Origin of the sequence: Hyphomonas chukchiensis (genome assembly GCF_000682695.1) — a bacterium.
Classification (GTDB): Bacteria; Pseudomonadota; Alphaproteobacteria; order Caulobacterales; family Hyphomonadaceae; genus Hyphomonas; species Hyphomonas chukchiensis.
This window is the reverse complement of record NZ_AWFG01000019.1, coordinates 84,243-105,432: the sequence shown is the minus strand read 5'-3', so window position 1 is coordinate 105,432 and position 21,190 is coordinate 84,243. Positions and strand designations below refer to the sequence as shown.

Here is a 21,190-nt window from a genome sequence, read left to right as displayed (position 1 = left end):
TGCAGAACGGTCAAGAGGGCGTCAGCGCACGGCCTTCCGCTTGTGGAAATAGTCCAGTGTGCCGAGCGTAATTACTTCGTCGCCCGGCTCGATCTCATGGGCTTCAAGATCCGGGTTGCCTTTGACATCGCCGTACACGGTGCCGAAGTCCTTGTAGCAGGCCTCCAGCAGCGCCTCGAAACTGTCGATAACAAAATAGGTCTGCTGAAAATCATCGATGATGTATTTGGTCCGCATGATCCGGGCCAGATCAAAGCCGATCCGGTTCGGGCTGTCGTCTTCCAGCGCGAACACTGTCTCATTCGGGCTGGAAAGGATGCCGGCGCCATAGATGCGCAAGCCACCTGCTTCGCGGATCAGGCCGAATTCCACCGTGTACCAGTAAAGCCGCGCCAGATTGTGCAGCTGGCCAAGTTGCATCGCGCGCTGCCCACCCTTGCCATAGGCTTCCATGAAATCGGCGAACACAGGATTCGCCAGCATCGGCACATGGCCGAATATGTCATGGAAGATATCCGGTTCCTGCAGGTAGTCGAACTCCGCCTCGGGGCGGATGAAGGCGCCTGCGGGGAAGCGGCGATTGGCAAGATGATCGAAGAATATCTCGTCAGGAACAAGTTCAGCCACCGGTACGACGCGCCATCCCGTGATGGCCTCGAGCCTGTCTGACAGCTGCTCCATGTCAGGTATTCCCGATGCCGATAGCTCCAAGGCTGCCATGGCGTCCAGCGCCGTCTTGCTGGCCCGGTTGTATGTCACCTCCTGCTGGCGACGAAACAGTCTGTCCCACCTGTCGTGTTCGGCCGCAGAATAGGAAGCCCAGTCCTGGTCGATCGTGAAATCCGCTGCGCGAGGCGCACCCGCATAGCGGTTCTTGGGGGCATCTTTTGTATCAAGAGGCATTGCGTGCTCCGGTTCAGCTTTGGTGCCGTATCCAAAACACCCTTATGCGCCCAGATCTTGTGCTAATGAAGCACCTGAGGCAAAAAAAGTTACAAATGAAACTTATTTTGCCTGCTGTTTATTCAGCCGTGCGCACGACGCGCCGCTCATCCGGCACGAGCATGGCCGGCTCCAGGTGGCCAGAATCATCCTGGGGCGGCTTCGGATAAAAATAGGCTTCCTTTTGTGCCCTCGACAGGCGGCGATGTTCATTATGGCCCCGATAAGTGCCGAGATATTGCATGAAGCGGAACCCAACGATGTCCGACATGTGCTTGAACAGGGAGCGCTCGCTCCAGGCCGCGCCCAGATCATGCAAGCTGCCAGCAATGAAATAGCGCAACGCATCAAAGGCAGACACATGCACTTCCGGCATGATCGTGCGCAGGGTCAACGCTTCGCGATAATAGCGCTTGCGGGTCTGGCCGAGGGTCTCGTCATGTATGTGCACAACCGGCGCAGACGCGACATATCCGATCTTGCCACCATCCATGACGATCTGGCGTGCCAGAACCATGTCCTCAAGGCCTGTGCATTCTTCGTCAAATCGGTAGCGCGCCCAGACATCTCTCCGGATCGCGGCGTTGGCATTGTTGCAAAAGAAGCCTTCCTGCGGAACGCGGTCGAAAGATGGAAAGTACTTCTCGAACAGGCGCTTCTCGGAAAAGTTGGAGCCCACATCACCAATCTGGCGGCCATAGGTATAATCGGCTTCACCATCGATCAGCGGCTGGAGCAGCGCTTGGAGCCATCCGTCATGCGTCGGGATGCAGTGCGCCGAAATGAAAACAAGGTACTGGCCGCCCGCTGCTTCGCAACCCCAGTTCAATGAGCGCCCGAAGGTGAATTCCGATTTACCAATGTGGCGGATATTGCAGCCCTGACGCTCGGCAATGCCAAGCGTGCCATCGGTCGAGCCACTATCGACCAGTATAATTTCCGACGTTAACGCATCCAGCTTCTGGGACTTGCAAGCCTTGATCGCGTCTTCAAACCAACGCTCCTCATTGAGCGCCCGGAACACTATACTCACGTCAACCATCAGTCGGTCCCTTCAGCCTTTTCTGGCTGTTTTCGGCATTCCAAGCAATTTGCTCACCGAATGCGAAATATTATATTCTTGTCCTTGGGGAAAACTACCGCCCCGGAGAGTCGCCCGTCAAATGAATATGCACCATGTGCGACGGTTTTAAGGCATTGTGCGCACAGATTAAAATACGCGGCCACACACATTCAGGTTCCGCCGCAAAACTAGCAAGCACTGCGGATGCTCCATTCGGCTATCTGGTCTGGTTTTGTGTAGAAAACCAGCCATATGCGTCCGCCAGTCCTTCACGCATGCCAATGTGTGGCGCCCAGCCAAGGTCACGTATCTTGGCCCCGCTCATCAGTTTTCGCGGCGTTCCATCCGGCTTGGTCAGGTCCCGCTCCAGCCCACCTTCGAAACCGACCACATCCATTACGATTTCAGCGAGTTCAGCGATCGTAAGATCCTCGCCCGATCCCACATTGACGTGTTCATTTCCCGAATAGACCTTGAGAAGATGTACGAGGGCGTCGGCACAGTCATCGGCATGTAGAAACTCGCGCCGCGGGGTTCCGGTACCCCAAATCGTCATTGCCGCAGCACCTGCCAACTTGGCTTCATGTGCCTTCCTGATCAGGGCCGGAATGACATGGGAGTTCTGAGGATGGTAGTTATCGCCGGGGCCATAGAGATTGGTCGGCATGGCAGAGATATAGTCCACACCATATTGGCGCCGGTAGGCTTCGCAAAGCTTCAAACCGGCAATCTTGGCGATCGCATACCACTCATTTGTTGGCTCCAGGGGACCGCTCAAAAGCGAATCTTCCATGATCGGCTGGGGCGCAAACTTTGGGTATATGCAGGAGGATCCGAGAAAGAGCAGCTTTCCCACCTCCTCCCGGAATGCCGCCTCTATCACATTGGTTTCGATGACGAGGTTCTCGTAGAGAAAATCTGCCGGATAGGTGTCGTTTGCCACGATCCCGCCGACTTTTGCCGCCGCAAGGATCACGGCGTCCGGCTTCCGGTCTGCCATCCATGCCCGCACACCCGCCTGATCCAGCAGATTCAGTTCATCGCGACCGGCCGTGAGAATTTCGCAATCCTCGCGCTCGAGACGCCGGACCAGGGCACTCCCAACCATCCCGCGATGGCCGGCGACAAATACCCTCTTGTTATTGAGTTGAAACATGATGCGATACGATCCTGCGATTTGAACGATGTGGCTAGTCTGGGTGTATAGGGCGACGCCGTGGAGGTTGCGGCGGCAAGGACGTAATCAGATGGCGCCTTGATAGTTGAACTTGCGCGCAACTGCGGTCCGTTCTTCCTCAGAAAAGAATGTCCTGAAATATTTCAGCGCAAAGCACTTCTCGAGATAGTCTGACCCCATCAGGTCAAGTGACGCCCCTATCTGCCTATAGGCATCCGAATACCATTTTTCATGCGCTTCATTCTGGCGAATGACAGCGACTTCCTTGTTGACGAACTCGCTAACGATCTCGGACTTTCGATTATCAGATGCGTCCATCTTCATAATCAGCACTTCAAAACTATCATTTGAAAACCTGAAATGATCGGCTGCGGGATTCACCGTGGCATTAAACACATCAATGCCTGTCGTCGGAATGAAGTCATTCTCGAACCAGAAGTCTGGAATCGTCGGCTGGTAGCGTTGCAGCCGGGCAACAATTTCGTCGAAGTTATCAGCAAGACGCTCCGGCAGATTCTGGAATACTGCAGAGATATTCCTCATGACCGGTTCCCGGATCAGGCTGATAATCCGGCTTTTTCCATAGCGTGCAAGGTCGTTGTGGACCTTGATAGAATTTATCAGATGGATGGGAATAGTCTGGCGATCGGTGCTGGCAAACTCCTTTTCCAGCCTCACCATGATTCTGCGGGGCGCGAGGGCATGTACGTCATAAATCTGGAAGTCAGCCGCGCGCAGAGACTGGGCCACTGCAGTTGAAGCGACTTTGCCCATCGTGAATACGATAATGTTAGGGTTCAGATCCTTCGCCATCAGGCTATTCGCTCCGTCCGTTATGTGTGCAGTCCCGATCAGGCCGAAAGTGTGTGACCATAAAGCGCCGCCGTCTGGCGCCGCTCTTCAAGCGAGTAGAACTTTTTGAAGTATCGGCAGTTGAGGCACTTCTCAACATATTCCGACCCGATCACGCCCAGATTGGCCATGACCTCGGAATAGGTTTCGCCATACCATTTGTCCGACGAATCGTTTTCACGTGTAATGGAAATCTTCGTCCCCAGAAAATTGCCTATGAGCGCTTCCTTGCGACGGTCTGCTGTCTGCGACTTGACGATCAACAGGTCGATCTTGCCGTTTCGGAAACGGAAGACATCCTTGGTCGGGTCGATATCTGCATTGAAGACGTCAATGCCCATGGACGGAATGAAGTCTGTCTCGAACCACACATCAGGCCAATGCGGGGGGTTGCTGCGCAGTCTCTCAAGGATCGCTTCCTGGTCTCCTGCCAGCCGCTTGGGCAGGTTCTGGAATACCGACGACACATTGCGACTTACAGGCTCGCGAAGAAGAGAGATGACTTTCACTTCTTTGTTCAGCCGCAGCGAATTGTATGCCTGCAGCGACCGGATCATGTGCGGCGGGACAATCGGGAAATCGTCATTCGCAAAGAAAGACTGCAATAGGCTGGTAATTCGATCCTGCGCCAAAAAATGCACGTCGTAGCATCCAATGCCCGCATCAAGAATCGCATTTGAAACCGACGAGGACGCCACCTTGCCCATCGTGTACAAAATCAGCGGCGCAAACGTGGTTTGCATGTAGGTCTTCTTGAGGAAGTCCGGATCATCCATGTTGGCGTTATGTCCTGTTTGCTGCTGCAGCGAGTGGGGTAGCCTTAAGCAGAGCGGTCCTTGCGCCAGGACTCCCGCTCGACAAGGGCGACATCGGCACGAACCATTTCGCTGACGAGATCTGCAAACTTAGTTGTATGCGTCCAGCCGAGCTTCTCCTTTGCCTTGGTCGGGTCGCCGATCAGGAGATCAACTTCCGTTGGGCGGAAATAGCGCGGATCGATCTTGACCAGCACGTCGCCGGTCTTGGCATCGCGGCCGATCTCGTCGACGCCTGTACCCTGCCATTCGATCGTACGACCCAATTCGGCAAAGGCCAGCTCCACAAACTCTCGCACCGGATGCGTTTCGCCGGTCGCCAGCACCCAATCGTCGGCTACATCATGCTGAACGATACGCCACATGCCTTCGACGTAATCGCGGGCGTGGCCCCAGTCGCGCTTGGCGTCCAGGTTGCCCAGGAACAGTGTTTGCTGGAGGCCTTTGTCGATGGCCGCCACGGCACGCGTGATCTTGCGCGTCACGAACGTCTCGCCGCGCGTTGGGCCTTCGTGATTGAACAGGATGCCGTTGGAGGCGTGAATACCGTAGGCTTCGCGGTAATTCACTGTGATCCAATAGGCATAAAGCTTGGCAGCGGCGTAGGGACTGCGGGGGTAAAATGGTGTTGTTTCAGACTGTGGAACTTCCTGCACCTTGCCATACAGTTCCGACGTCGATGCCTGATAGAAGCGCACCGCGTTGTCGAGACCGAGAATGCGGATCGCCTCAAGTAGGCGGAGTGTGCCAAGCGCATCCGCATTGCCCGTATATTCAGGTGTTTCGAAGCTGACCTGCACGTGGCTCTGCGCGGCCAGGTTGTAAATCTCGTCCGGTTTGCTCTCCTGCACCAGACGAATCAGGTTCGTCGAATCAGTCATGTCACCATAGTGAAGGTGGAATCGGGTATCGCGCTCATGCGGGTCGACATAGAGATCGTCGACGCGGGCTGTATTGAACGATGATGACCGTCGCTTTACGCCATGCACAATATAGCCCTTGTCGAGCAGCAGTCTTGCCAGGTACGCACCGTCCTGCCCTGTTATACCTGTAATAAGGGCTGTTTTTGTTGACATGCCAATTCCGTCTCTGCTTTGTCTGAGGGTCGGACGGCTTATGGCCTATAGTGTTTGCATTGCGCAAGTTCAGGTTTGCAGGAATACGATTTAAGGCGTCACAGAACGATTGGCGGTTGGTATGGCGTGCGCTAAAGCCAGAAATTATGCTTTGCCATGGACTCGCCAGAACGTTGATTTGGGTTTCGCAAACGGGGTCGCCCCTGAGTGCGATTGGCAAGGCCCCACTGTAAAGGTTTGTAAATGTTAGATGTTCTGCGAAAGACTGAATATTTTGAGCACCTCACTGAAGGTCACGCCGTCCGCAAGGACCACACGCTTAAAGGAATTCAGGACGGCTGGGTCATGGCCCAACTCGCAGGAACCAAAGGAAAGCGCCTGCTGGAAGTCGGCGGTGGCAATTCACGCGTCCTGCCGAATCTGAAGGACAACAAGCTCTGGAACGCAGAGAAATTCGAAGGCGTGGGCAATGGCCCAACGGCGCCCAAGGAACTGGACGGCGTTACCGTCATCCCGACATTCATGGGAGAGTTCCATCCCGATGTCCCGGAAGTCGATGTCGTCTTCTCGATCTCTGTGGTCGAGCATATTCCGTTCGAAAAATACAAGGATGCGTTCGCCGACATGGCGCGCTGCCTGGCGCCCGGTGGCACGATGTACCATGCTGTGGACTTGCCCCTCGGCGACGAGCCCCTTCCGGTAGCGCAGAAGCGTATTCGTCTCCTGATCTCTGCCATTGAGGACGCAGGCCTGAAATGGCGCGAGCCACCTGCCGTTGAGCCGGATTGTACGTTCAAATGCGACATGGCGAGCAATTCAGACCTGACCATGTGGATGTGGGCCCGCATTTCGGAAGCATCACGCCATGCAAGCCCGATCTACCAGATCGTGACGCTGAAACTGATCGCCGACAAACCGCTCTGAACGCCCCCACACCGCCTGGAGAAACAGTTTTGCGTCCAGGCAATACGTGTCTGCCTTTCATTTGCCCAAAATAGTATCGACTGGATGTAATATTGGAAAAGGCGTTACAGGTATTTTTCGCCGTGCCGGTGCTAATGACAGTAGCTTCACGCGGCCAAAAAGGCTTGAAAGTTCCGGGCGCATGCTCGCCGAGCGCGTCGCTCCGAAATTGGTTGCCACAAGGCCTTAAATCGAACCGGATAAGCTAGAACAGTGTCTCAGAAATTTTCCATCGTCACGCCATCGTATAATCAAGGGCAATTCCTGCCTTTCAATCTCGTTTCGGTTCGGGAGCAGACACATCCGGATATCGAACACATTGTTGTCGATCCAGGCTCAACCGATGGGAGCCGCGAAACAGCCGAAGCTGCCGATGGCATCATCCTGATTGCAGAACCCGACCGCGGCCAGTCTGACGGCATCACCAAAGGCTTCGCCCGAGCCACGGGCGACTATATGACATGGTTGAACTCGGACGATTTCTATCCCGATCCGCAGATTCTCGAGAAAGTTGCTGCCGCCTTCGAACAGAACCCTGATGCTGATATCATCTACGGTAAGGTCGACTTCGTGGATGAAGAAGGCAAGTTCCTTCGGAACGGCTACGTGAATCCCAACCAGGACGCGTTGCTCGACAGCTTTGCCTATCAGGTCGGCATCGTCCAACCTGGTGTATTCATGCGCCGATCCGTATTCGAGAAAATCGGCGGTCCATCCGAGCAGTACGAATACTGCATGGATTACGAATACTGGGTCCGCATGGCCACAAGCGGATTGAAATGGGTCTATCTCGACGAGACACTCGCTCACCATCGCTGGTGGGGCGGCATGAAGACGAGCAAAGGGCGCGATCAAAGCCTCGTCGAGCACATGCGCGTGTGCGCGAACTATTTTGGATACGTACACTGGAAGTGGCTGGACCGTTATGCCGAGTACCTGACGTCCAGTCTCGATGGCGTCGTGAATCACAATTACAAGCCTGACCCGCTCGCGAAATCAGATAACGCGCATCGCACCATCCGGCGCTTCGTCACCCAGGAAATGCTGCGCCTGCTGGAAGCTTCCGACAAACCGGAAGAGCGCGCGACCCTGAACTACGTGCACAAGCACGCACCCGATCTCGTCCGATACGCCTGGAACGCCGACGAGCTCGACGGCTTGGAAACAACCAGTCCCGAGCCCGACGCGCACAAGCGGCCAGCCTGGCACGTAATGGATGCAACAGACTCGAAGGGTTATCCCTACCGGTCCTATAACGTCACTGACAATTTCCACCGCTGCTTCGATGCCAACTGGTACCACGATGCAAAGGAGCGCGGCGTTCGCAAACTGGCCTCATTATCGAAATGGCGCCGCGATGTATGCGTCATCGTCGGAAATGGCCCAAGCCTGAACCAGACGGACCTGTCGCTCCTGAAAGACGCCGATGTCATCATCTCGAATTTCGCGACGCTGAACCCTCAGCTGTTCGAGCTGGCGACGATCCTGACAATCACGAACAACCTTGTCGCCCAGCAAGGCCGTGTCGATTTCAACAATGCACGCAAACCCAAGGTCTTTCCGATCTGGCTCTCGAACGACCTGAACGAAACGGACGAGACCGCATTCGTTGAGGCCGTCGTCCGTCCGATGTTCAATGAATCACTCGACGGCGTGTTCTCCTGGCGCTCGACCGTCAGCTTCTTCAACATGCAGCTCGCTTTCGCGCTCGGGTACAAGAAGGTCCTGCTCGTCGGCTTTGATCACTCGTATGTGCAGCCGCAGAGCGTGAAGGAAGGCGATCTGATCAAGCAGGACGAGGACGACGAGAACCACTTCGACCCCCGCTATTTCAAGGACAAGGTCTGGCAGGCAGCAGATACCGACAACATGGAGGCCATGTACGAGCTGGCACGCAAATCGTTCGACGCCGCTGGCCGCGAGATGGTCAACTGCACGGTCGGCGGACGCCTGGAGGTCTTCCGCCGCGGCGATCTCGCAACGGAAATAGCCGCGATGGCGCAAACGGCTCCTGATACCAAAGCGCTCGACGCAAACGAGATCAAGACGCAGAAGAAACTCGACCGGCTCATAGCCAAACTACCGCAAGACCTCCGTGATCCAATCTTTCTACCAACCGCGCAAATCCCTCCTGCTGCACAGCTTGAAGGCCTCACCAAGGTCAAAGCCCTCTTCAATGGCGAACTCGACAAGATTTACCGGCCACGACTTCAAGCCCTCAAAGCTAAGCGCAAGGCGCGGCGCTGCTTCATCATCGGAAACGGCCCGAGCCTGAAGCATACCGACCTTTCGCTCCTGCGAGACGAGGTGACCTTCGCCATGAACGGCTTCTTCCTGAAGATGCCGGATCTCGACTGGGAGCCAACCTATTATGTGGTTGAAGACCATCTTGTCGCCGAGGACCGCGCCGACGAGATCAATGCCATGCACGGGCCGACAAAACTGTTCCCGGCCCACCTGCGTTATGTCCTCGAACCCGATGACAAGACTGTCTTCTTCGACCACCGCAAACGCGTCAGCTTCCCGCTCGGTTTTGATTTTTCTTTCAAGGCCGACGCGCATACCTACGCGGGCGGTACAGTCACCTTCACTTGCATGCAGTTGGCTGCCTATCTCGGGTTTGACGAGATTTATTTGATTGGCGTGGATGCAAGCTACCACATTCCAAAGGATGCCAAACTCGCAGGCGAAAGCCGGGTGAAGGAATTGGATATGGCGTCCGATGACCCAAACCATTTCCACCCGGATTATTTTGGTAAGGGAAAGCGCTGGCACGAACCGAATGTCGATATCATGCTGGAGGCTTACGAAGAGGCCCGGCAGGCCTGTGATGCGCGTGGTATCAAGATCATCAACGCGACTGTAGGCGGCAAGCTTGAAGTGTTTCCGCGCGCCAACTATGCCGACGTCTTTTCCGATAAGGCCGATCTGCCACGCGTCCTGTTAATCGACATGACACGGATCGCTGATGGTTCGGCGACCGGGGAACTCAAGGCAACACTTTTCGCCGACTGGCCGGCAAACCGGCTGATGCAATTGCATATGAGTGGGGGCACCAGTGTCGGTCTAACTTACAATGGGCGGACGACGGAATTTAGCGATCCGCTACGCTCCGACGGCCGCGCGATCGACGAGGCTGTCGAGGCCTTCGCGCCCGATCTCATCATTTACCGACCAACGCCCCGGACGGATATCCTGCACAAGAAGGCGATGCGCCTGATTGCCAAGTTCGACCTGCCGCTTGTGACGTGGATCATGGACGACTGGCCCGCCGCGCTTGAGCTTGATGACCCCGATGCGTTCAAACAGCTTGATGCCCAATGGCGGAGCCTGCTCGACCTTTCGTCGGTGCGCTTCTCAATCAGCGATGCCATGTCTGAAGCCTTCGCCGAGCGGTACGGATTCCGCTTCATCTCGGTGGCAAATGGTGTCGACGTAAGCGAATGGCCAAAACCTGTAATGCAAAAGTCTGACGTGCCCCTCAGCGTCCGTTATGCAGGCTCCCTCGCGGAAAACATGACATTGTCCTCAGTCCGGCTTGTCGCCGAAGCCGTTGAGCGGCTCGCGCAGGAAGGCATGGACATTACGTTTGAGATCAAGACGCGCGATCTCTGGAAACGAGTTGCGGCGCCGCATTTCAAGGGCCTCAAGCATACCAAATTCATTGTGGCCGACCTGGAATCGAAGGCCTACCGTGCGTGGCTATCGGCCGCTGACATCGTTGTTATTGGATACAATTTCGACACTGAGTCAAAATCCTACATACAGCATTCCGTTGCAAACAAGCTACCCGAGTGCCTCGCCAGCGGCGCTGTGCTGCTCGCCGTGGGGCCAGCGGATGTCGCGACTATATCGATTCTGAACGAACTTGATTGCGGCATCCGAGTCACGAACAACGACGCCGACGCGGTCGTCCGCGCCATCCGCGCGCTTGCTGTCTCCCCCGAAGAACGCTTCCGGCTCGGTACTGAGGCCCAGGAAATTGCCTTTGATAAATTCAACGTCGAGCATCTGCGCGATAAGTTTGAAGGCGCGCTTCGTATGGCTGTCGCACGCGACAGCCGGATGATAGGCAAGCCCCGCAGCGCGAGCGCACATGTCGATGAGACCGCTGTGGTGGCCCATATGTATCGGGATCGAAAGGGACCGACGCATACCATGCTGGACGTCGGCGCCCATGTCGGCACATCGGCTGCCTATTTCCACAAGCTCGGCTGGTCGATCCATTGTTTCGAACCTGACACAAAGAACCGCTCAAAATTGATGGAGCGGTTCGACGGGGTCGACAATGTCACGATTGATAAGCGGGCTGTCAGCAACGAGACAGCCGAAGGAATCAGCTTCTTCAGCTCACCGGAGAGCACCGGCATTTCCGGCCTACTCGCGTTCCGCGACACCCATGCGGAATCTGACCGTGTGGATGTCACCACGCTGACGGAAGTCATCAAATCCCGATCGATTAGCCAGGTCGACTTCCTGAAAATCGACGTCGAAGGTTATGACCTGAACGTCCTCAAAGGGGCGCCATGGGACACGGTATTACCCGATGTCATCGAGTGCGAGTTCGAAGATGCCAAGACCTTAAAGCTTGGTCATACCTGGAGAGACGTGGCTGAATTTCTCCGTGAACGGGGATATGCTGTTTACGTAAGTGAATGGCACCCGATTGTGCGATATGGAATCGGCCACGATTGGCGGCGAGTTGTTCCTTATAATGACCACAGCATGTCACCTAATGCGTGGGGCAATTTTCTGGCCTTCCGCGAAGACCCTGGCTACGAGGCTGTCGCAAACGCCTTTGATGAACTTGTCGCATTTCGGAATCCACCTGCGCCGCATCCAAAAGAAAAATCAGCATCAAGACCCGACAAAAACAAAAAAACGGAAAGTCGCCAACAAATGTTGAAGAAGCCTACTTCAAACACATTGCCGGTTGCGGAGGAAACGACCGCAAAGCCGCTCTGGTATCGCAATTTCGCGCAGCGAATTCATGAGATGTCTCCCCGCCTCTATAGCCTTCTGCGTTTTGCGCGCCGTGCCTCAGCTCATATAGTCTCGCGCCGCGTCCTTATGTTGCCGCTTTTGATTCTGGCGGCATTGTTTGTGACTGCGCTGATCTTGCCGTCACTGTCGGCCTATCGCCCCTGGATCGTAACAGCGACCGCCGGAGGGCTTCTGTCGGTGGTACTGGTTTATGTCGCCTTCCGGTCTCATGCCCATGCCGAATCGCTACATCTGGAAGTCAATGCACTGCGCCGCGAATCGAACCAGCTTCGCGAGCGTCTTTCGACCGCACAAACGCTGATGGCAAAGAGCGCCCTCACCGCCACGCAGGAGTTCGTGGACAGCGCAATGCGTGACACGATCATGCCGCGTATCGAGGCCGTGAGGGCAGCAGGCGTCGCCGAGCGCCGAAGGGTCGATAACCTGAAAAAAGCGGCTGACAGCGCTTCGGCGAAAGTTGATGGTGCGCTCGAAGAAATCGAACGCCTCAATTCCCTGCGCAAGCAGATGAACCAGCTTGTGGCCGCAATCGATGAGCGCGTCACAAATGGCGAGGCGTCAGTCGAGACGCTGACAGCCAATCTCGAGGCGCTCGATAATCGTGCTATCGGTCGCGCTGCGCTTGCCGCCGTTAATGACGCCCTGACCGAAAGGCTGACCACTCGGATAGTCTCGCTTGAGAATAATGTTTCCGAACTTGGAAAGTGGTCGCAATTCAACAACGCCACTTGGTACCAACGCTTCAATCGCCGTCTCTCGGCGGACCATATCAAACTGCTCGAATCAGAGTGGCGCAAGCGCCTGTCCGTGCCGATCAGCAATGCTGTCGTCGGTTACATGGCGAACCGCGCATGCGAGATCGAGCGCCAGCTTGACGGTCGCCTCGCGACGTCGATCGAGGATGTCATCCTGCGCTCCCTTGTGGCCCGTGCCGTCAAGGGCGAGCGTATTGATGTGCTCGAAATCGGGACCTTGTTCGGAACTGGCGCGGCGATCATGTTCGATTCGCTCGCCAATCATTATGAGCAAATCCACTTCACGCTGCTGGATCCTCTCGAAGGCTATTACAATGCCAGCCAGGCCGACATCCTGACAGGCCAGCCGATTGACGAGAACACGCTGCGCCGCAACCTGGCCCGCGTCGGCATGACGGAAGACCAATTCACGCTGGTCAAGCGCCTCAGCACGGAAACCGAAGCCATCCTAGATGCCGGCAAGCGTCAGTATGATGTCCTGGTGATCGACGCCGACCATTCCTATGCAGGGGTCAAGACGGACTTCGAGAATTACGCCCAGTTTGTGAAGCTTGGCGGCTATATCATTTTTGATGATTATGGTTCGCCGGACTGGCCGGATGTGCAGGAATATGTCGATTCAGAGCTGGCTGACGTGGAATACATCACGCGCGTGGGTGCAAGCTGGCGCACGTGCGTGTTCCGGGTTGTGAAGGCAGCGGCTGAAGCGCGCAAACCCGCCGCGACATCCAAGCCGCGCACGCGCAAGCCTGTGACAAAAGTCGAAACCGATCCGACAGCTGCTGACTAGATCCTCAGATCTCGATTGGAGAAACTTTTGTGATCTTCGCCGAGGCAAATGCTGCCTCGGCGATTTCGAGGGGTGATGTATCAAAATCACTCTCGCCGGTGCGTATAAGTTCGGCGAACTGCTGATACAGGCCTGCATACTCTCTGCTTTCAGCGCGCGAGATAGGCCCGTTGTTTATGCAAAGGGCCGCGCCACCTTCGGAGAGGTCCAGGGTTTCTCCGCCCTCCGCCTCAAGGTGAATGGACCAGACCTCTTCCGCTGTCACACGGAAGTCCAACGCTGCCTCCATACGCGCTTCGCCTGCATGAAGCGTAAAGCACGCACTAAGTGGCATCTCGACATTTTCCGGCACGTCGAAATGGGAGCCTGAAACGCTCCATGGTAAAGGATACAGAGCGGTCAAAATCGACAGCGCGTTGATACCAGGGTCAAACACACCAAACCCGCCCTGCCGCCAGAGCCACTCCTGTCCCGGATGCCATTTGCGCGCATCTTCATGCCAATTTATCTGTCCTCGGCGGAGGGAATGTTTCTCGCTCCAAGCCATTGCCTGAGCGATCATCGGCGCAAACCTGGAGTGCCAGCTCGCAAAGATCGGCACACCGGCCTCATCTGCCATCCGTTTTAGTGCCAGGGCATCGCCAGCAGTCACAGCTGGCGGTTTCTCCAGCAGGATCGCGCAACCGTGCTCACTGGCTACGCGGCACTGCGCCAATCGAACGTCGGGCGGCGTACAGATGGCAACCGCGTCCAGATCGAGGCCTGCGGCAAAGGCTTCCTCAAGGCTGGTAAATGCAGGCACGTCGCCGCCAGGGGGGCTCCGGCTGATGAGTGCGGTTAGCTCAAATGACGGATTGTTCCGGATGGCCGAAACATGCTGGTCACGCGCGATCTTTCCAAAGCCGACGATTCCAATCCTGATGGGTCGCTTTATCGTCATGGCTATCCTGATGATCGCAGACTTGCCGCTAGAGTTTCGGCTTTCGTTGCCACATGGCAAGGCCCGGCGTGAACCACGAAACATGCTCGAGATTGATCAGGTTTCCACCATGCTTTTCAAGGATCACGCCCAGGGCGCCGTTGACGCGCTGATCCTCGTGAGGCTCGGCAATCCTGTATGTATTGTCGAAAAGAACAATGGCGTCAGGTGTCAGATATGGCAGCAGGGTTTCAAACTCGAACATCACATCCTTCACGAGGTGTGATGCATCAAGAAAGGCGAATCTGACCTTGCCAAGGTCCTTCAGTGCAGGTCCAAACGTGTCATGCACACTGCCCTGATGCAGCGTGACGCGGTCGGCCACACCACCCAGTTCAAGATTTTGGCGCGCCTTGGCGATATTGGTCTCTTCGAGCTCGAACGTATGGACGTGCCCCTTCACGCCGGCATCCACGAGTGCTTGGGCAAGAATGATCGTCGTACAGCCCTCATTCGTCCCGGTTTCAATCAGGACCTCTTTCCTGTTCCGATCCAGATGTGACAGCAGCAGATGATAGATGAAACCCCACCCGGGATAACCGATGGTCGCGCCAGTGCGCGGCCGCGCATCCTCAATACACGACACGCCGCGCTCAAGACTTGCCAAGTGTGCATTAGGCAAACGTGCAACATCGTAGCCAAACATTCGATGATAGACGGGTGGGTTCATGCGGAAGGTCTCTCGTTAGCTCAGCGAAGGGAAAACGGGCTCTAGGATTGGGGTTTGCGAGCGGCCACAAGCATGGTTGTCATGTGTTTGAGCGACCGGTCCACACCCTCTGGATCGCCCCATACGGTTTTCCTGAAGCCCTTGGTGTAACGCGCGCGAATGGACAAGGGCTCAAGGAACATGGTGTCCTCAGTCGGGTGAGGCAATTGGCCACCGATCCGCTCATCGACACCCGTGGGATCAACTTCGAAACCCGCAGCTTGCAAGGAGCCCAACCACAATTTGCTGATTTTCTCGATGCGCTCAATATTTGTGTCGATTGAATGCACGGCCCAGCCACCAGGCTTGAGGACACGCAGCATGTCTTCACAGACTTTTTTCACATCCGGACCAGGAACATGTTCCAGAACTGAAACCGAGATGCAGGCATCAAAAGCGCCGCTTGGCAGGAGGCCTTCACTCTGGCCCAGAAGTCCATCCACGATTGCTGAAGGGTCTCGGCCTCGGTCTGCCAGCGCCAGAACGTTCGCATTGTAAAAGCCGGCCGTGTCGATCCCTGCATAATCACACCAATCCGGCAGATGGCGCGGAAAGTACAAATTGAATCCCTGACCAACTTCCAAAACCTTCGAGAGCCCCAGATTCCTTATGTAATCGAGCACATAGAGATTGCCCAGCTGCTTGAGACTCCACTCCATGCCCTCTGGCATCGTCTCTCCCGGGTGCATGGCGCCGAGCAGATAAACGTCGTCCCAGGTAAACGCATCGCTGGAATGGATGCTGGCCAGTCTGAGGAAGTCCTTCTCGCGTGCTACGGCAAATCGAGTATCGAACGGAGCACCCGCTGGCGTCCTGCTGTCGGGTTGCAACAGACAGGATATAGGATCCGTCCAAATATTGATCTTTCGTTTCTTCGAGCCTTTGAAAACAATCGTCGAGCCCTTGGTCTTATCTGCCTCCAATGACGAAAAATCCAGGTCGCCCATCTTAGGCGATTTGGTCTGAATTTCTTCGGTTTTCGCATTTCGATCCGACACATCCGACGGGCGGCTGGCGCGCGCAAGGAATGTCATTCGGTCGTAATTGGGTTCCCTGGCAATACGGCCGCCAAGAAGGTGCGTTTCCGAGACAATATCGAAACTGGCAAGTCGAAGCATTCCCCGTACGGCATCAGCCGTCGGAATAAACAGGGTTGGCGCACCATATACCGGTTGTTCCAGTTCCGTATTCAACAGGAGCGACGCCTGCTCCCCTTCCATCACGATGCTCTCGACCAGGAAATACCCGTCACGGCGCAACAGGCGGCGCGCCTCGAGAAACGCATCGAAGGGCGAAGTCAGGTGATGAAGCATCGCGGACATGACCACGATATCGTGGCTAGCAGGTTTGAAAGTCTGCGATATCTTTTTGAGGTCGGTCGCAGGATGGTAAGCGAGGTTTTTATACCCTTGATAAGCTCGCACCTGCCTGAAGCGATCAAGATCGTACTGGCAAGTCGCATCGACACGTGCAGCGCCCTTTGCCGCCATGATGAATGCAATCATTCCGTCGAACGTACCGACATCCAGGCATGTCAGGCCCTCAAGATCGATATGGTTCAGCGCATCAAACAGTGGCCACAAGTGATAGTTGGCGGGGTAGTTGTCTTCGTAAACCCATGATCCCGTGCGAATCCCGTCATCAAGCAACATGTCATGAAAGAAGGATTCCTTCTGCATGAGCTCCGCAAGCTCCGTACGGGACATGTCCGTAAACCGGTCGCGCATTCGGGCATTGATTTTTACTTCATCGCCCATCAGTGATCTGCCCGCTTGGAAAACAGAGAATTCACGGTGCGCTGCAATGGTTTGTTTTTCGCGACGCCGTCAACTGAGTAGCTCCATTTGAAGGGAATTGAGACAACGCCCCAGCTCTTGCGTCCGACATGGCGAACAAGGAAATCGGAAAGTTCAGCCATGAACATGAATTCGGTCCCGTCGGTGATGCCAATCGCCGCGCGGTACTGTCCAGGCACAAGCACGACATCGGACGCCTTCATTTCAAGAACAACGCGCTGGCCCGCTTCAGCCTCCAGCTTCCTGCCGTCGGCGTCTGTCGCCAGGCCCGCCAAAACATTTCCGTCGGCATCGTAGATCGGTACGCCGACGATCAGGTTGCGCGGCGTGTACTTTAGAACGAACGAGACACGCAACCCAAAGGCATCACCCTCCATGAAAGCGGCCGGCTCAGATCCGGCCGCATCAAGCCATTCAAACTCGAAATCCGAGATCATGTCCGGTCGGGAAACCGGCGCAGGAATAAGCGATTTAGACTTTTCAGGGGCGACTGTCGTATTCTGTTCAAGGGTCTGGAAATAAGCGATGGCGGCATCGGGCTCGCCGGAAAAAACGACCTTTCCCTTGTGCATAACCATGACTCTATCACAGAAGCGCCCTACGTCGCCCATGGAGTGCGAAACGAAGACAAATGCGCTCTTGGCGCGCATCTCGCGAACCTTGGCGAGACTCTTCTGTCGGAACCGGAAGTCGCCGACGGCAAGAACCTCGTCAATGATCAAAACTTCCGGCGCCACCATGGCCATGACCGAGAAAGCAAGCCGCATCTTCATCCCGGAAGAATAGCTGGCAAGCGGCGCGTCAATCGCATGTTCGAGTTCGGAAAAATCAATGATTTCCTGGACCCGAGCGGCCGTTTCGGACCGCCGGAAGCCAAGGGCGGCAGCGCGAAGATATATGTTCTCACGACCACTGGCCTTCGGCTGAAATCCGGCTTGCAGATCGATCATGGCGGCTGACGTTCCGCGGATCATGACCTCTCCCTGATCAGGAAGCAGCTGCCCCGCCAGGATACGCAAGAGCGTGGTTTTGCCCGACCCATTGAGCCCGATAATCCCGATTGCTTCGCCGCGCTTCAGATCGAACGAAACATCCTGTACAGCCCAGAATTCACTGCCCGATATCTGGGCTGTGCCAGGCTTCCCAATATTCCAGAAGGCGTTTCGCGCCATCCGGGACATACGTCGCCGGGTATCGCTTGTCTTGCGGGCATAAAGCTTTCCTAGGCTCTTTACCTGCATCAACGGCAGTTCGGAATCGAAGGGTTCTGTCATATTCAATCGATGCCTCTAATGCGGCGCTCCATCACGTAGAAGAAGCGCATCGCAATCATGAATAATATGAATGCAATACCGCCCCATATCAGCAGGACAATCGAATCCGAATGCCTGCCTGTGAACAAGAAGTCTCGCGATGATTTGATGACCGCAGCAAACGGGTTGATCTTTTCAAGAACAACCAGTCCGCCAAGCGACGTTAGCGGAAAGATCACGCCGCTCATGAAGATACCGTACTGCAGCAGGATCGTCACCACACGAGACGTATCCGGAATGATTACATTGAAAACCGCCAGGATGAGTCCAAGCGACAGGGAAAACACCATCCCGACGAGCAAGGCTCCGGCGAAACCGAATATATTGAGGTGCGGCCACTGCGCGAAATAGATCATCATGAGGACCAGCAGGCCGAGCCGAACCAGCGTATCGAAACAGAGCTGTCCGAAGGACGCCGCGATCGACACGGAAATGGGCAGGGAAGTCTTCATCGACTCCTTGTTGCGGCTCTTAAGCACCTGGATCGGGCGAGTAATCATGCCCGTCATCAGGGACCATATCGTAACGTTGAAGCCAATGAAGATGGCCGGTGCCAGCCCGTCATGCCGCGGAAACACGCGTAGGTTGACGAGGAAGATATAGACGGTCAGCGGCACCAGCGGCAGGGCAAAGTTCCAGAAAATGCCAAACATCGTGCCACGATAACTACTGCGGAAATCGCTGCTGAACATGTTTGCGACATGCGAGCGATAGCCCCAAACTTCCTTGAAAAGCGCGCGGATCGCCTCGTATGACGTGGCAGAAAAACGGGCGTCTGGAACATAGGTGCGCACAGCCGAATGACGCTCATCAATCCGCTCTGAACGATCTATTTTCATGTTTTCAGACCGTTCGCTAACGATTCAAGAGGCAGTCAATATCGTACTTCGGACGTGCCCGACCGGGTTGATCGTGTCAACAGATGCCGTCAGCACTCGGCCAGGCATCGCCACCCGCAAACAGCTTGCGCACATTGACGCCACAAGCGTAGCCGCGCAAAAGCAGGGCGACTCCAATTGTCCAAGGCAACCCATGGCTCCCGCATCCGATCGGACTCTTTTGGATATCAAGCCCGCTGGCACGCTTGTCGTTCTGGGAAATGGTCCAAGTCTGCGCGGCTTCGACTTTGAACGCCTGTCAGGTGTGGCTACTCTGGGCATGAACGCGGCGTACAGGCACTGGGATCGCATTGACTGGCGCCCGACCCATTACGCCTGCCTCGACGATGCGCTCATCGAAACGCACAAGAGCGAAATTCTACGCCTGATCGCAGAAGACAAGATAAGCTCATTTTTCCTTTCCGGCCGGATGCTTGAACTTGAGCCCGGGCTCGCAGATCATCCAAAAGTGCGTTTTCTGGATGAATTCGTCCCTCATTGGCTGAAACGACGCGGACAAAATCACGGTCTGACCTTCATCGACAGCGATGCATTCCGGACCGGGCAGGACGCCTTCGTCACCACAGGTGCGTATTCGGTCCGCTACGCCGCCTGGCTCGGCTATGATCAGATCGTTCTTCTGGGTATAGATTTGACCTATCACGGCCTCCCGGAGTCGGAAGCTATTGACGATCTCCGCTTGGTCATGACCGAAACGCCCAAGCACAATCCCAATTATTTTTTCGATGACTACCAGCGCCAGGGGGATGCGTTTCAGGTTCCCAATCCGGAGAGCCATGACCAGGAACTGCATATCGCCGCCTTCGAAGCAGTTCGCGACGATTTCCTGCGCGAGCAGGTACCTGTGTCCCTGATAAACGCGAACCGCTTATCGCGGTTGAATGCTGAAGCGATCCTGCCCTTCGCCGAACTGGGCAGTCTACTCAACGAGGCAAGCCTCGGTGCCATCATCGTCCCTCTCACAGCAGGTGAACAGGACCAGGCCCTCGATAACCTCTGGCTGTGGGCCCAGCCGGCCTTTTCGCCCTTCCTCGGCGCGGCCCCTAAACGCCGGCCGGATCTTGTATTCGTCTGCAACAATGCCGCTGCTGCGGCTTGTGAAAAGAGGGTTCGGGCTTTCCTCACCAATGAGCCAGTCCTGCGCGACTGCTTCGACCAGGTCAGGTTCGTGACGCTCGACCTGAGCGGAGATGCGGACATCTACCGCCGCGAAAATCACGGTCCTCGCACCAACCAGGGCTTTCGTGCCGGACCCAACAACCTCTTCTTCGCGGCCATGGACGCCGTGCGCGGTCACTGGGGCCACGCACTATATATCGAGACCGATTGTGTCCCGATCCGTCCCGACTGGCTGGGACAGATCAACCGCCACCTGCAAGGTGCAGAACCCGCCTGGGTTACCGGCAGCATCTATCGTGGCTCCGACGCCCTCGGTCCGCGCGAGAAGCGCCATATCAATGGCAACGCCATCTACGCGACGAGCGATCCGGCCTTCCAGCAATTCATCGACACGGTCTGGCGGCCCAGATTGGCAGCACTGGTCGTCGAACATCCCGAGATGCCGTTCGACTGCGTAATTGAGGCCCTCTATGAAAAGGCCGACGGTCGCCAAGGTGACGATGATGCCGATTGGCGTCTGATGCGCGCCATCAGCCACAAATTCCGCTATTCGGCCCTCATTCCAAATCTCACCGGCGACACCGCGTCACTACACATGCTGGCTGACCAGCTTCAGGAACTGATCGGCGCTTCACCCGAGTCCTGCATCGTTCATGCACGCCGCCTCGCCGCCCTGATTGCCCCTTTACGCGACAGCGGATCGAAACCCTCAATCATTGAGTTGCTTGCGCTCCTGCGCGAGGCTGCCGACGGCCTGCCGCCGCGGACGCCCGCGTCCCAGCACCGGCGCAGGGGCCAGCATGCCTGGACCGTGGCCCGCGTCCGGCAGGGCCTTGCGCGCCGTCTGCCTCCCCTTCGCCGCTTTATGGATTGAGCCCTGTAACCCCGATTGCAGGGCGCCAACGTATGCCGTATTGGGCGTGGCGCTTCGTGCCCAT

General features: G+C 56.0%; 14 protein-coding genes. 3 read left to right on the top strand and 11 right to left on the bottom strand.

The genetic code is table 11. The annotated features are described in order from the left end of the window. Positions 1-21 precede the first annotated feature (21 nt). From phhA to gmd, 6 genes are all read right to left on the bottom strand, one after another. Entirely contained in the window at positions 22-903 is an 882-nt protein-coding gene (gene phhA / locus HY30_RS07800) for a phenylalanine 4-monooxygenase (protein ID WP_034738753.1), read from the bottom strand. Positions 904-1,021: 118 nt separating this feature from the next. Beyond that, positions 1,022-1,984, bottom strand: coding sequence for a glycosyltransferase family 2 protein (locus HY30_RS07795; protein WP_034738752.1), 963 nt, complete (start codon positions 1,982-1,984; stop codon positions 1,022-1,024). 238 nt (positions 1,985-2,222) lie between these two features. Further along, complete coding sequence (gene fcl / locus HY30_RS07790; protein WP_034738750.1) at positions 2,223-3,161, bottom strand: GDP-L-fucose synthase; 939 nt, start codon at positions 3,159-3,161, stop codon at positions 2,223-2,225. 87 nt (positions 3,162-3,248) lie between these two features. Continuing rightward, on the bottom strand, positions 3,249-3,995 hold the full coding sequence (locus HY30_RS07785; RefSeq protein ID WP_034738748.1) for a putative capsular polysaccharide synthesis family protein: 747 nt from the start codon (positions 3,993-3,995) through the stop codon (positions 3,249-3,251). A gap of 38 nt (positions 3,996-4,033) precedes the next feature. Then, a complete protein-coding gene (locus tag HY30_RS07780; protein ID WP_034738746.1) occupies positions 4,034-4,810 on the bottom strand; it encodes a putative capsular polysaccharide synthesis family protein in 777 nt (258 codons plus the stop codon). Between the two features lie 44 nt (positions 4,811-4,854). Further along, on the bottom strand, positions 4,855-5,925 hold the full coding sequence (gene gmd / locus HY30_RS07775) for a GDP-mannose 4,6-dehydratase (protein ID WP_034738745.1): 1,071 nt from the start codon (positions 5,923-5,925) through the stop codon (positions 4,855-4,857). A gap of 345 nt (positions 5,926-6,270) precedes the next feature. Between gmd and HY30_RS07770 the strand changes: the two genes are divergently transcribed. After that, positions 6,271-6,849 carry a class I SAM-dependent methyltransferase gene (locus HY30_RS07770; protein WP_162176910.1) on the top strand — a complete coding sequence of 193 codons (579 nt, stop codon included), beginning with the start codon at positions 6,271-6,273 and terminating at the stop codon, positions 6,847-6,849. Positions 6,850-7,101: 252 nt separating this feature from the next. Continuing rightward, positions 7,102-13,437 carry an FkbM family methyltransferase gene (locus tag HY30_RS19185; RefSeq protein WP_051615096.1) on the top strand — a complete coding sequence of 2,112 codons (6,336 nt, stop codon included), beginning with the start codon at positions 7,102-7,104 and terminating at the stop codon, positions 13,435-13,437. A 4-nt stretch (positions 13,438-13,441) separates the two neighbouring features. Here the strand turns inward: HY30_RS19185 and HY30_RS07755 are convergent, their stop codons facing one another. From HY30_RS07755 to HY30_RS07735, 5 genes are read right to left on the bottom strand one after another with little or no spacing between them, the layout of a single operon-like run. Then, entirely contained in the window at positions 13,442-14,377 is a 936-nt protein-coding gene (locus tag HY30_RS07755; protein ID WP_051615094.1) for a Gfo/Idh/MocA family protein, read from the bottom strand. A 28-nt stretch (positions 14,378-14,405) separates the two neighbouring features. Next, complete coding sequence (locus HY30_RS19180; RefSeq protein WP_081812116.1) at positions 14,406-15,086, bottom strand: O-methyltransferase; 681 nt, start codon at positions 15,084-15,086, stop codon at positions 14,406-14,408. 41 nt (positions 15,087-15,127) lie between these two features. After that, entirely contained in the window at positions 15,128-16,882 is a 1,755-nt protein-coding gene (locus tag HY30_RS07745; protein ID WP_034738741.1) for a methyltransferase domain-containing protein, read from the bottom strand. Further along, entirely contained in the window at positions 16,882-18,195 is a 1,314-nt protein-coding gene (locus tag HY30_RS19175) for an ABC transporter ATP-binding protein (protein WP_051615090.1), read from the bottom strand. The genes HY30_RS07745 and HY30_RS19175 overlap by 1 nt, the downstream gene beginning before the upstream one ends. Before the next feature lie 2 nt (positions 18,196-18,197). After that, positions 18,198-19,073, bottom strand: a complete 876-nt coding sequence (locus HY30_RS07735; RefSeq protein WP_034738738.1) for an ABC transporter permease — start codon at positions 19,071-19,073, stop codon at positions 18,198-18,200. 220 nt (positions 19,074-19,293) lie between these two features. Between HY30_RS07735 and HY30_RS07730 the strand changes: the two genes are divergently transcribed. After that, positions 19,294-21,126, top strand: coding sequence for a hypothetical protein (locus HY30_RS07730; protein ID WP_034738736.1), 1,833 nt, complete (start codon positions 19,294-19,296; stop codon positions 21,124-21,126). Positions 21,127-21,190 lie beyond the last annotated feature (64 nt).

What these genes read in the sequence shown, in the direction of transcription:
- fcl (WP_034738750.1), bottom strand. Translation starts at nt 3,161, where the DNA reads ATGTTTCAACTCAATAACAAGAGGGTATTTGTCGCCGGCCATCGCGGG.
- HY30_RS07735 (WP_034738738.1), bottom strand. Translation starts at nt 19,073, where the DNA reads ATGAAAATAGATCGTTCAGAGCGGATTGATGAGCGTCATTCGGCTGTG.
- HY30_RS19180 (WP_081812116.1), bottom strand. Translation starts at nt 15,086, where the DNA reads ATGAACCCACCCGTCTATCATCGAATGTTTGGCTACGATGTTGCACGT.
- HY30_RS07780 (WP_034738746.1), bottom strand. Translation starts at nt 4,810, where the DNA reads ATGGATGATCCGGACTTCCTCAAGAAGACCTACATGCAAACCACGTTT.
- HY30_RS07785 (WP_034738748.1), bottom strand. Translation starts at nt 3,995, where the DNA reads ATGGCGAAGGATCTGAACCCTAACATTATCGTATTCACGATGGGCAAA.
- HY30_RS07745 (WP_034738741.1), bottom strand. Translation starts at nt 16,882, where the DNA reads ATGGGCGATGAAGTAAAAATCAATGCCCGAATGCGCGACCGGTTTACG.
- HY30_RS19175 (WP_051615090.1), bottom strand. Translation starts at nt 18,195, where the DNA reads ATGACAGAACCCTTCGATTCCGAACTGCCGTTGATGCAGGTAAAGAGC.
- HY30_RS07770 (WP_162176910.1), top strand. Translation starts at nt 6,271, where the DNA reads ATGGCCCAACTCGCAGGAACCAAAGGAAAGCGCCTGCTGGAAGTCGGC.
- HY30_RS07795 (WP_034738752.1), bottom strand. Translation starts at nt 1,984, where the DNA reads ATGGTTGACGTGAGTATAGTGTTCCGGGCGCTCAATGAGGAGCGTTGG.
- phhA (WP_034738753.1), bottom strand. Translation starts at nt 903, where the DNA reads ATGCCTCTTGATACAAAAGATGCCCCCAAGAACCGCTATGCGGGTGCG.
- gmd (WP_034738745.1), bottom strand. Translation starts at nt 5,925, where the DNA reads ATGTCAACAAAAACAGCCCTTATTACAGGTATAACAGGGCAGGACGGT.
- HY30_RS07755 (WP_051615094.1), bottom strand. Translation starts at nt 14,377, where the DNA reads ATGACGATAAAGCGACCCATCAGGATTGGAATCGTCGGCTTTGGAAAG.